9 protein-coding genes, 1 tRNA gene and 1 pseudogene are annotated in these 10,693 nt (G+C 60.1%); 7 read left to right on the forward strand and 4 right to left on the reverse strand.

Going from position 1 to position 10,693, the window contains the following annotated elements; all coding sequences use genetic code 11:
* The first annotated feature begins 180 nt into the window (after positions 1 to 180).
* A complete protein-coding gene (locus tag IB277_RS27675; RefSeq protein WP_192372132.1) occupies positions 181 to 1,131 on the forward strand; it encodes an alpha/beta fold hydrolase in 951 nt (316 codons plus the stop codon).
* Here the strand turns inward: IB277_RS27675 and IB277_RS27680 are convergent.
* Complete coding sequence (locus IB277_RS27680) at positions 1,128 to 2,036, reverse strand: LysR substrate-binding domain-containing protein (RefSeq protein ID WP_192372134.1); 909 nt, start codon at positions 2,034 to 2,036, stop codon at positions 1,128 to 1,130. The two genes, IB277_RS27675 and IB277_RS27680, sit on opposite strands and share 4 nt — an antisense overlap.
* An 81-nt stretch (positions 2,037 to 2,117) precedes the next feature.
* Positions 2,118 to 3,035, reverse strand: coding sequence for a LysR family transcriptional regulator (locus IB277_RS27685; RefSeq protein ID WP_192372136.1), 918 nt, complete (start codon positions 3,033 to 3,035; stop codon positions 2,118 to 2,120).
* Positions 3,036 to 3,178: 143 nt separating this feature from the next.
* On the opposite strand from IB277_RS27685, the gene IB277_RS27690 reads away from it, so the two are divergent.
* Entirely contained in the window at positions 3,179 to 4,150 is a 972-nt protein-coding gene (locus IB277_RS27690) for a DMT family transporter (protein ID WP_060580841.1), read from the forward strand.
* Between the two features lie 87 nt (positions 4,151 to 4,237).
* Here IB277_RS27690 and dtd read toward each other — a convergent pair whose 3' ends face one another.
* Positions 4,238 to 4,681, reverse strand: a complete 444-nt coding sequence (gene dtd, locus IB277_RS27695; RefSeq protein WP_034799023.1) for a D-aminoacyl-tRNA deacylase — start codon at positions 4,679 to 4,681, stop codon at positions 4,238 to 4,240.
* A 426-nt stretch (positions 4,682 to 5,107) separates the two neighbouring features.
* Between dtd and IB277_RS27700 the strand changes: the two genes are divergently transcribed.
* The 5 genes and pseudogenes from IB277_RS27700 to IB277_RS27720 all read left to right on the forward strand — a co-directional run bounded on the left by IB277_RS27700 (position 5,108) and on the right by IB277_RS27720 (position 10,523).
* The gene (locus IB277_RS27700) at positions 5,108 to 6,094 is read left to right on the forward strand and encodes a polysaccharide deacetylase family protein (protein WP_192372138.1); all 987 of its coding nucleotides are present in this window, start codon (positions 5,108 to 5,110) and stop codon (positions 6,092 to 6,094) included.
* A 343-nt stretch (positions 6,095 to 6,437) separates the two neighbouring features.
* A complete protein-coding gene (locus IB277_RS27705) occupies positions 6,438 to 6,644 on the forward strand; it encodes a BA14K family protein (protein WP_060580821.1) in 207 nt (68 codons plus the stop codon).
* Between the two features lie 96 nt (positions 6,645 to 6,740).
* Positions 6,741 to 7,354 (forward strand): annotated as a pseudogene (locus tag IB277_RS27710) (DUF1349 domain-containing protein).
* A gap of 226 nt (positions 7,355 to 7,580) precedes the next feature.
* Positions 7,581 to 9,938: an Orn/Lys/Arg decarboxylase N-terminal domain-containing protein gene (locus tag IB277_RS27715; protein WP_060520851.1), complete on the forward strand. Its 2,358-nt coding sequence runs from the start codon at positions 7,581 to 7,583 to the stop codon at positions 9,936 to 9,938.
* A 24-nt stretch (positions 9,939 to 9,962) separates the two neighbouring features.
* Entirely contained in the window at positions 9,963 to 10,523 is a 561-nt protein-coding gene (locus IB277_RS27720; RefSeq protein ID WP_089046316.1) for a GNAT family N-acetyltransferase, read from the forward strand.
* 72 nt (positions 10,524 to 10,595) lie between these two features.
* Here IB277_RS27720 and IB277_RS27725 read toward each other — a convergent pair.
* Positions 10,596 to 10,672, reverse strand: a tRNA-Met gene (locus tag IB277_RS27725).
* Positions 10,673 to 10,693: the final 21 nt, after the last annotated feature.

Here is a 10,693-nt window from a genome sequence, read left to right on the forward strand (position 1 = left end):
TGCCCGGTACTGAGCAAATCTGAGAGCCATCCTCTCGCTTGAATGCACTGGCGTCCACTCGAGAGCGAATTTGCCCGAGTTCAAGAGGGTGCCTCTCAAAAACTGCATCTGCCGACGGACTGCTCGATGCCCGATGCTCTGGTCACACTCACCATTCAGAGACCGGAAGGACTTAAAGACATGGCATCGCTCAAGACCGTCGTCGCAACAGCTTCTGCGATCATGGCATCGACCGCACCAGGACACGCGGGCCCAATCGACTCCGCAACGGCCCTGAAAATCGACTTCATCACGATCGACGAGAACATAACGCTCCGACGAATGGTTTCCCGTCAGGGCAATCCGAACGGCACGGTTCTCTTCCTGCACGGCTTTCCCGAGACGCTGGGCGTCTGGGCGAAGATCACGGAAACTATGGGCGCACAGTACGAAGTGCATGCGTTCGATTGGCCTGGCTATGGCCAGTCGTCGCGCCCTTCCCCGGAGCGGTTCTCCTATTCACCAAGAGACTACGCCAAGGTTCTCAAAGCCTATATCGACAGATCGGGCATCGACCGATCGAATTTGGTGATCTACGCCTCGGACATCGGCAGCCTTCCCGCTCTGCTTCTTGCACTGGACGAACCGACGGTCGCGAAGAAGATCATCGTCGGCGACTTTGCGCCGTTCAACAGGCCGCATTGGATGTACGAGAGCCTTCAAAATCTGAAGGCCGAACCGACGGCAACACCAACGCGCGCCTATATGAACAAGACAAGCGACGAGATCTTGGAGAACGTACATCGGCGTGGCCTTGCACCGGAAAACCAGTTCGACTTGCCGTCCGAATTGCAATCGGACATGAAGAAATCCTGGATGCGCGACGGTGTGACGACAGCCGACGCCTTCGCATTCTATTACGCCCACTTCACGCGGGATGAAGATTATCTTGAGGCCAATCTGTCTAGGCTCAAGACCCCGATCAAGGTGATCTGGGGCGAAAAGGACATCTACATCAAACCGGAGATGGGCAAGGAGTTCGCCGATCGAACCGGTTCGAAATTCGCCGTTCTAAAGGGTGTTGGCCACTTCCCCCACCTTCAGGATCCGGCACGAACAGTCGACGAAGTTCGCCGCGCCTTCGCCGACTAGGCCTTCAAGGCCTCACTCCGCCCGAAGACAGTGCGAAGGCGAGGCAGGGCCCAGTCAATGAAGGAGCGCACCTTCAACGTGAGCATGCCCTGACCGGAATAGACGATGTGGATCGGTCTCGACGCGCCGTCGAAACCCTCCAGAACCGGCACGAGGGCGCCTGACGCCAACTCGTCCGGGATCTGGTAATCGAACAAGCGGGCGATGCCGGCTCCGCCGACCGCCGCGGTCACGCAATTGGCCGCGGTATTCACCTCAAGACGATTGCGGGGAACGGCCTCTATCGGGCGGCCGTCGACATCGAACGTCCAGAAGAACGTCCGCTTGTTGAAGAATATTCCGTCATGGCCTTCAAGATCGCTCGGATGCGCCGGCACACCCCGGCGCTCAAGATATGCCGAGCTGGCGCAGGTCAGCAGGCGAAACTCTCCGGCCTTGACCGCATAGAGCGAACTGTCCGCGAGGTCGCCGAGACGAATGGCGATATCGACCTGCTCTTCGACAAGATTGACCGTTCTGTCGAGCGAAATGAGGTTGAGCGACACCTCCGGGTGCCTCTCCATGTAACCAAGGGCGATCGGCATGATATAGCGGGCGCCGAACTCGACCGGCATGGTGATCGTCAGCGTGCCGCGCGGTGTCTGGTATTCGCCCGACGCTCGCCGCTCCGCCTCCTCCAGATCGCCCATGATCTTTCGGGCCGCCTCGACATATTCCCGGCCCGCATCGGTGAGTTGAAGGTTGCGGCTGGTGCGCACGATGAGGCTCGCCCCCAGGTACCGTTCGAGTTCGGCAACCTTGCGACTGACGCTTGGCAGCGGAGCATTCAATTTCCTGCTTCCTGCGGAGATGCTGCCGGCATCAACGACTGCGAGCAGCATTTTCATTGCTTCGAGGCGATCCATGATACCCCCGCCAACGTGACCGCTGATTGTTTCGCGCCGTGACGCCCCTTTCGCCCTGCCAAAAGACAAGACACTCATGCGTCACTTCACTTGCAATTGTTCCGAAATTCGACCGGAAAGCGCGCGCTGCCCTTGCTTCACGATCGTCTCGAGGAAATCGCCAACAACACGAATGCGTTTGGTGTCGCGAACCCCTTCATGAACGACAAGCCAAATGGCTTCCTCCTGCCTGCAAAGGTCTGGTTTGACCCGGACAAGCTCGTCCTCCGTGTCGGCAAGGATACACGGCAATACGCCGAGGCCGTTGCCCGCCTTCATCGCGAGCACCTGCGCCTGCATCGTATCGACCGTCAGGTTGGCGATGCCGCTTTCGACCCACGAGCGCAGGGTCTTGGGCACGACAAGGAACGACAGGGGATCGCCCCAGGTAATCAGCCTATGGCCGGTGATCGGCAAATGATTTTCCCGGACGGGGTGGCTCTCAAGATAGGCTTTCGACGCGTAGAGGCCGAACGCGATCGTGCCGATCCGGCGCACCACATAGTTGCCCTGTTCAGGGCGGCAGAGCCGAAGGCCGATATCCGTCTCTCGCTGTGGAATCTGGGCGAAGGACGTGGCGTTGACCGAAACGCCCAACGAAAGATCGGGATAGGCTTCCTGCAAAGCAGGCAGGTTTGGCATCAGCAGGTGATGTGCGAGCGTGTCGACTGTGATAATCCTAACCGCCCCCGAGACGCGACCGTCCTGGCCGCAAAAGCTGCCTTCCAGTTCGCGCATGGCGGTTTCAATCGCCGTTGCTTTCTCGACCATCGCCCGTCCTGCGTCAGTGAGCTCGTAGCCGTCCGGCCGGCGCTCGAACAGGCGCGTCTTCAGTGCATATTCCAGGGTCTCTATCCGTCGCGCCACCGTCGAAGCGCTCGCTTTCACTTCACGCGCAGCGCCGGTGAGGCCGCCCTGGCGTGTCACTGCAAGGAAGTAGCGGACATCGTTCCAGTTCATGTTTCTATTTTTCGAAAACCCTCTTGCGAACTTATGCGTCGAAGCGCGTGAAGGGAAGGATTATCCCTTTAAGGATCGTGGAAACGGAGCTTGGCAACGAAAAATCGGCAAAGCTCGATCAGAACTCTGAGGCTATGCTCATGATGAACAGGCAGTTTTCGGTCGGCGTATTTGCGGCGCTCTTTGCAGCCTTTGCCTTCTCCCTCAATTTCGTCGTGCCGTTCATAATCGGCGACTTCTCCACGTTCGACTTTGCTCTTATCCGGCATGTGGTCTCGGCGACGGTTGGGGTCTTCATTCTGTTTTCAGAACGCGAGACGGCATTGCGCCACCTGACGTTCCAAAACGCCATGGCTGCCACGGGATTGGCCTTCATCGGCTATGTCGGCTACTTCCTGACGGTAACGGGAGCGGCAATCTACGCCGGCCCGGTCATTGCGCCTGCCTTCCTTGGCCTGGTTCCGATTGTGCTTGCCGTCATTGGAAACCGGGGTCAGGCGTCACTGCCATGGCGCTTCTTGATGACACCGCTTGCACTGGTGGCGATCGGTCTCGTGCTGGTCAACGGCACGGCGTTCACCGCAGATAGTCTCGGTTCCGTTCGCTCGCTTTGGATTGGTATTCCGCTTGCCCTGGCGGCGGTCGGTCTATGGGTATGGTTCGCGATCGCCAATCAGGCAGCGCTCGCAATCCGCCCGGCGATGCCGTCGGGCATATGGTCCGCATTGATCCTGATCGGCGGTGGTCTCCAGATGCTGGTTTTCTACCCGGTCGGTGCGGCAATGGACCTTTTCCAGCTTCCGAAGCTCGGTTTCGGTTGGGAAGCCGCCGGCTCCCTCTATCTATGGGGAACGTCGCTGGCACTGATGGCGACCGTGTGCGGGGTGTGGGCTTGGAATGTCGCGTCGAGGACGCTTCCTGTTGCGCTCGCGGCACAGCTGATCGTGTCCGAAACGGCCTTCGGCGTAATTGGCGGACTTGTTGTCCATGCACGCTGGCCGACGATGATGGAGGCAGCCGGCGTCGCTGTGCTCATCGCTGGTGTCGTTCTTGCCATTCGCGTGTTCTACGGTCAGCAGGCCCAAATGAACGAGGCCATCGCGCAGCCATCCTGACGCTCGCGCGATGGGCTCCCCCCCTGGTCATGGAGACCTCGGTCGGACACTTTTCTTTGATGCGCGTCCTCGCGCACTCCAAACCGATCAACCGGCAGCCGTATCTAACCAGATCGTTACAGGACCATCATTGGCCAGCTCCACCCGCATGTCCGCGCCGAAGACGCCATTCGCAACAGCAACGCCAAGGGTCGAGACTTGTGCAGAGAAATGCTCATAGAGGCGTTTACCCTCCTGCGGCGGCGCGGCCGTAGAAAAGCCTGGCCGGTTGCCTTTCGTCTCTGCGGCCAGGGTAAACTGGCTGACGACGAGCGCTGAGCCGCCCACGTCGACCAGGGAACGGTTCATGCGATCCTGATCGTCCCTGAAGATGCGCAGGTTGACGATCTTGCGCGCCAGCCATTCGCTTTCCTTCTCGGTGTCGCCCTTCATCGCACACACGAGCACCAACAGGCCGCTGGCGATTTCTCCCGTGACCGCGCCGTCTACCGTGACACGCGCAGATGAAACGCGCTGGACAAGTGCTCTCATGGCAAGGAATCTCCCTATGGCTTGCCGGCGTTTATCCACTCCGAGGCGATCGCAATCAAGCTCTATGCGACCCGACAGCAACCGTCTGGACGACGTCGTCAGACCTGGTCGAACGATGGGCAGACTTGGCCGGCGCTCGCTACCGTGCCTGAAGGGGTAGCATTTTCACGCGGTGGAATGGCCGTGGACGACGGCGAGCTACCGCGTTTGATCGCGACCGTCGTTGGGCTTGCCGGATCATACGCAATGTTGAGGCAATCCGGGCGCTGTGATCTCGCCAATCAATGGAAGATTGGCGAAGGCCGGTGCTCGGCATGAAGCCGCGCACTTCAAACAGGGAGCGAAACGGCCTTGAGCATTTGTGACAGCGACACGACGCAAAACGGCACTCCGCGCGCAGAAAGAGAAACCAAGCGAGGAAATGGAATGCGCACGAGACTGGTGATGGCGGGTCTCGTGCTGCTGCTGACACCGGCAGATCCGGCCCGGTCGCAGGCGATCGAACCCGTTTGCCCTTCTCCGCACGACAGAACGGTTGCCATCACGTTCGACGATCTCCCTTATACCCGCGCAGGCGATGCGGGAGGGCAGGAACTCGCTGCGCTCGCGAGGGCCACGAACGAAGCCATCCTGGCCGGTCTCGCCGTTCGTAACGTTCCCGCTATCGGGTTTGTCGTCGAACGGCGTGTGCAGGCGCTGGGTGAGATCGGTCAGGCACTGTTGGAACCGTGGAACACTGGCCAATTCGAGCTTGGCAATCACAGTGCGAACCACCCCGATAGCAATACCTTGGACGTCGATGCGTTTCGTCGCGAAGTGATTGACGGAGAGGCGACCATTCGGCCGATGGTGGAAAAGGCCGGCCGAACCCTTCGGTTCTTCCGGTTTCCCTACAATCACCTCGGAGACACGGATCAACGTCGCGAGGCGTTCGAACGGGTACTTGGCGAACGCGGTTATCATCTCGCGGCATCCACCATCGATACGTCGGATTATGTGTTTGATGCTGCATATGAACGGGCATTGGCGCGATCCGATACGGCGATGGTCCGAAGGATCGAAGACGCTTACATAGACTATAGCCGCGTCGAGATTGCGTATTATGCGGATCTGAACCGCAAGGTCCTCGGGTGCGAACCGCCCGGCATTCTCCTGCTTCATGCCAATCGCATCAATGCGGCCACCATCGATCGAATACTCGGGCTTTTCAGAAGTACGGGCTACCGCTTCGTCTCCCTGGAGGAGGCGCAAGCCCACCCGGCGTACAGGCAGCCGCCTCGATTTGCCACCAAGTTCGGACCAATGTGGGGGTATCGCTGGGCAAGGGAACGGGACCTCAAGGTGGATGGAAGCAAGGAGGAAGAGCCTCCGGCATGGGTGACCCAATACACCGATCCCGACGCGCCGCTCTGATCCGCATCCGTGGCCAAGATCGAGCTCCAGCAATCGCTTGGCCGCGACGGCTTAACCCTGTGCTTCGCCGCAATGTTCTCGCAACGCGTGGCCCCAAGACTCCTGAACAGTCGATTCGATATTTGAAGGAGTATGTCCCATGCGTGCGTCGGTCTTCGGTAAGGTTCTCGCGCTGACCGCAGCTTTGGGCGCGACTGTGCCTGCAGCTCCAACCGTCCTTGCTGACGATTACGATGGAGGTTGGCGCCATTGTCGGGACCTTCACGGAAGAGACCGGTGGCGTTGTGAGGAGGCGCGGCGCGATCGGTGGCGCGAGCGCCAGGAAAAACAGGACAAGAAGGATATGAAGGCTGGTTTGGCCGCCGGCGCGATCGGTTTGGCCCTCGGTGCCATCATTATCGGTGCGGCACAGGAAGCCGAGCGGAAGCGCGAGGCGGAAGCTTATCGGCGCAACGATCGCGATGCGCGGTGCCTTGCGCGCTACCGCTCCTATGACCCGCGCAGCGGAACATTCATTGGGCGTGACGGCCGGCGCTACGAATGCAGGTGAAGGTTGCGCCTCCGGCCGACAAGTCGCCACAAAGGCGTGGCGACCTTTCGCGCAGAAACCTTTACGGACGCCTGCTTCGGCCATAGATGTGCTGCAATGGTGGGTGCGTCCTGCGTGCCGATCGTAAGGCTGGAGGGAGTTTTGACGGATTTTACCTGGTTGAATGAGCCTCGAAACTGGAACGTCGAAAATGGCGTGCTAACCCTCAAAACGGAGGCGAATACCGACTTCTGGCAGACAACCTTCTATGGCTTCAGGCGCCATTCCGGTCATGCCAGACTGCAGGCGGTGAGCGGAGATTTTACCGCATCGGTGGTCGTGCGCGGTGATTATCGCGAGCTCTACGATCAAGCCGGGCTGATGCTGATTATCGACGAAACTCACTGGCTCAAGACCGGCATAGAGTTCACCGACGGCTTGATGCATTTCTCAGTTGTCGTCACGAACGGAACGTCGGACTGGTCCGTAATCCCGCTTGCGCAAGCGCAGCCGAACGCCGAAGTGCATATCCGGCTGACGCGGCACGAGGCAGCGCTCAGGGGTTTCACCTTGGCGATGGTCCGTGGCAGATGGCGCGGTTATGTCCATTCTCCGGTGAAGACGCACGGATCGGTGTCATGGCCTGCTCTCCTGAGCGCGAAGGTTTTACCGCGCAGTTCGAACGATTTTGCCTGGGCGCTCCGATATCGCGCGACTTGCATGCCTCATAGGAGCCCTTGCTGCTAGCAGCGGCGATCCGCTCGCCTGGATCGGGCATTGAAGGGACGACCGACCCGTCGTCGGTACGCGCGCGCCTTGCCGCAGTGGAACTTCAAGAGCGCATCGGGCGTTCCGCAACCTCCTGCGGCTCACAGATCGCGTCTAACCAGAGCCGCCGTCACAACATCGTCACGAAACGCACGAACAACTCGCTTCGTGTAAATGGCGGAGGCACAGATGGATTACTTCAGACGCTTCACCTTTTTGTTCGCGACACCCGCCTTCGACAACGAGGATCTCGAGGGGGCCAGGTACAAGCAGATTGTCGAGGAGATCGAGCGGTCGGGTTTCGAGGTGGTCCGCGCACGGAGCCTTGAGGACGCGGAAATCGCCGTCCAGACGGACGCGGCCATCGGCTGCATGATGGTCGACTGGGGCAAGAAAGGCATGGAAGGCAAGACCGCCTCCCTCATCAATCTGATGCGCCGACGCGGTCTCGAATTCCCGATCATCCTTCTGATCCGGCGCAAGCGCTTTGAGGACGTACCGGTCGAAGTGCTCGACTTCATCGACGGCTATGTCTTTCTATCCGAAGAGACGCCTGCCTTCATCGCGAAAAACCTCATCAGCCGCCTCAAGCAATATGCCGAGACGATGAAGACGCCTTTCTTTGGCGCGCTGGTGGATTACGCTGAGGAAGGCAACCAGCTTTGGACCTGCCCCGGACACAACGGCGGCGTGTTCTACAGCCGCAGCCCGGTCGGCCGCGTGTTCATGGAGCATCTGGGCGAAGCGGTCTTTCGCGATGATCTTGACAATTCCGTGCTCGATCTCGGCGATCTCCTGACCCATGAAGGGCCGGCGCTCGCCGCCCAGAAGGAAGCCGCCAAGATTTTTGGGGCGGAGAAGACCTACTTCGTCCTTAACGGCACCTCGACTTCCAACAAAGTTGCGCTTTCCGCTCTGGTCACCGATGGCGACCTGGTGCTGTTCGACCGCAACAATCACAAGGCGGCCCATCACGGCGCGCTGATGATCTCCGGCGGCATCCCGGTCTATGTGCCGACCGCCAGAAATGCCCATGGGCTCATTGGCCCCATGGATTTAGGCGCGCTGAATGAGGAGGCGCTGCGCGAACGCATCCGCGCCCACCCGCTGGTCAAGGACCCGGATGCCTGGCAGAAACCGCGCCCGTTTCGGGTGGCGGTGGTGGAACAGTGCACCTATGACGGCACGATCCACAATGCCGAGATGATCCTGAAAGCCATCGGCCATCTGTGCGATTACATCCTGTTCGACGAGGCCTGGGCGGGCTTCATGAAATTTCACCCGCTCTATGCCGGTCGTTTTGCCATGGGCCTTGCCGAACTCGGACCCGAGGCACCGGGCATCATCGCAACGCAATCCACGCACAAGCAGCTTGCGAGCTTTTCGCAGGCATCGCAGATCCACATGAAGGATCGGCACATTACCGGCCAGAAGCGCCGGGTCGAGCACCGACGCTTCAATGAGAGCTTCATGCAGCACGCTTCGACGTCGCCTTTTTATCCGCTCTTCGCATCCCTCGATGTCGGCGCGCAGATGATGAAGGGTCGTTCCGGCGAAGTGCTGTGGGACGATACGATCCGGCTCGGCATCGAGCTTCGCAAGAAAATCCGGGCGGTGCGTAGGGAGTTCGAGGAAAAGGAGCGTCGGCCCGAGCGCCGCTGGTTCTTCGAGCCCTTCGTGCCGGACCGCGTGGCCATGCCGGATGTGGCAAGCCCCGGAGCGGTACACGACGTGCCATGGGAGAGCGTCGCCACCGATCAGCTCGCCACCAATCCGGCCTTCTGGCACCTCACCCCGGGGGCTGCATGGCACGGCTTTTCCGATATGGCGCCGGGCTTCGCGATGACCGATCCCAACAAGCTCACGCTGCTGACGCCAGGTTTTGACAGGGCAACCGGCGCATATTCAGAGCACGGCATTCCCGCCCCGATCGTTGCGCAGTACTTGCGCGAGAATCGGATCGTCGCAGAGAAAAACGATCTCAACTCCTTGCTGTTTCTGCTCACGCCCGGCGTCGAGGCAAGCAAGGCGGGCACACTGATCAGCGGCCTCGTCGCATTCAAACGGCTTCATGACGACAACGCACCTCTGGAAGAGGTCATTCCGGAGTTCTATCGCCGCCGCCCCGGCCGCTACGCGGGGGTGCGATTGCGTGATCTGTGCGGCGAGATGCATCGATTCTTCCGCGACGCCAATGTCAGCGCGCTGCAAGCCAAGCAGTTTTCCGAAGAGCATCTGCCGGATATCGCCCTTTCACCGCACGACGCGGCGCGCTGCCTTGTGCGCAACGACGTCGACTTTCTGCCGATCGACGCCATTGCCGGGCGGATCGCAACGACACCTTTTGTCGTCTATCCGCCGGGGATCGCCACAATCGTGCCGGGCGAGCGACTGACCGAGCGCGCACAGCCGATGATCGACTATCTCAAGATGTTCGAAACCTGCTTCAACACTTTCCCCGGCTTCGACGTCGAGATCCAGGGCCTTTACCGCCAAACCGACGCGTCGGGCCGCATACGACTTCATACCTACGTCGTCGCTGAATAGAATTTTGGAGTTTCGTGACCCCTCATGCCGCAGGATGAAACAATCATCATTCGCCCGTCGCGGGAGAGCGACGTTGATGCCATGCTGGCCATCTATCGCCGGCACATCCGACGCGGCATAGAAGAGGGTGTCGAAGAGGGCGACGCACCACAGCCCGACGACCTTCGCGAGCGGCGGAAGAACCTGAAAAGCCGCCGCTTGCCCCATCTCGTCGCGGTCAAGGAGGGCGTGGTGGTCGGATACGCCTATGTCGTGCTGTTTCGCAAGCGCCCCGCCTACCGTTACACGGTCAAGCACTCGATCTATGTTCACCACGAGCATCTCGGTCAAGGCGTCGGACGTCTGCTCATGCGGGGCCTGATCGACGCATGCGCCGCAGCCGGCTTTCGCCAGATGATCGGCTACATCGACGCCGACAATGTCGCCTCCCTCACTTTGCACGAACGCTTCAACTTCGTACGCGTCGGCCTGCTTCCCGGTGTCGCTTATCGTTACGGACGCTGGGCCGATAGCGTCATGGTCCAGCGCTCTCTGGGTCCGGGCTCGACGACGCCGCCACCGCCGCCGCCTCTCTCCACCCGATGAGGGTCGCCCCTGTGTGCGCCGTTCAAACGTCAAAAAGCCCGCCGGATTTCTCCATGCGGGCTTTTTTTGATTTGGTTGCGGGGGCAGGATTTGAACCTGCGGCCTTCAGGTTATGAGCCTGACGAGCTACCGGGCTGCTCCACCCCGCGCCAAGCGTAAATCCCGATGGG

The organism is Ensifer sp. ENS07, assembly GCF_014852185.1.
GTDB classification, from domain to species: domain Bacteria; phylum Pseudomonadota; class Alphaproteobacteria; order Rhizobiales; family Rhizobiaceae; genus Ensifer; species Ensifer adhaerens.

What these genes read in the sequence shown, in the direction of transcription:
- IB277_RS27715 (WP_060520851.1), top strand. Translation starts at nt 7,581, where the DNA reads ATGGATTACTTCAGACGCTTCACCTTTTTGTTCGCGACACCCGCCTTC.
- IB277_RS27675 (WP_192372132.1), top strand. Translation starts at nt 181, where the DNA reads ATGGCATCGCTCAAGACCGTCGTCGCAACAGCTTCTGCGATCATGGCA.
- IB277_RS27705 (WP_060580821.1), top strand. Translation starts at nt 6,438, where the DNA reads ATGAAGGCTGGTTTGGCCGCCGGCGCGATCGGTTTGGCCCTCGGTGCC.
- IB277_RS27720 (WP_089046316.1), top strand. Translation starts at nt 9,963, where the DNA reads ATGCCGCAGGATGAAACAATCATCATTCGCCCGTCGCGGGAGAGCGAC.
- IB277_RS27700 (WP_192372138.1), top strand. Translation starts at nt 5,108, where the DNA reads ATGCGCACGAGACTGGTGATGGCGGGTCTCGTGCTGCTGCTGACACCG.
- IB277_RS27685 (WP_192372136.1), bottom strand. Translation starts at nt 3,035, where the DNA reads ATGAACTGGAACGATGTCCGCTACTTCCTTGCAGTGACACGCCAGGGC.
- IB277_RS27680 (WP_192372134.1), bottom strand. Translation starts at nt 2,036, where the DNA reads ATGGATCGCCTCGAAGCAATGAAAATGCTGCTCGCAGTCGTTGATGCC.
- dtd (WP_034799023.1), bottom strand. Translation starts at nt 4,681, where the DNA reads ATGAGAGCACTTGTCCAGCGCGTTTCATCTGCGCGTGTCACGGTAGAC.
- IB277_RS27690 (WP_060580841.1), top strand. Translation starts at nt 3,179, where the DNA reads ATGAACAGGCAGTTTTCGGTCGGCGTATTTGCGGCGCTCTTTGCAGCC.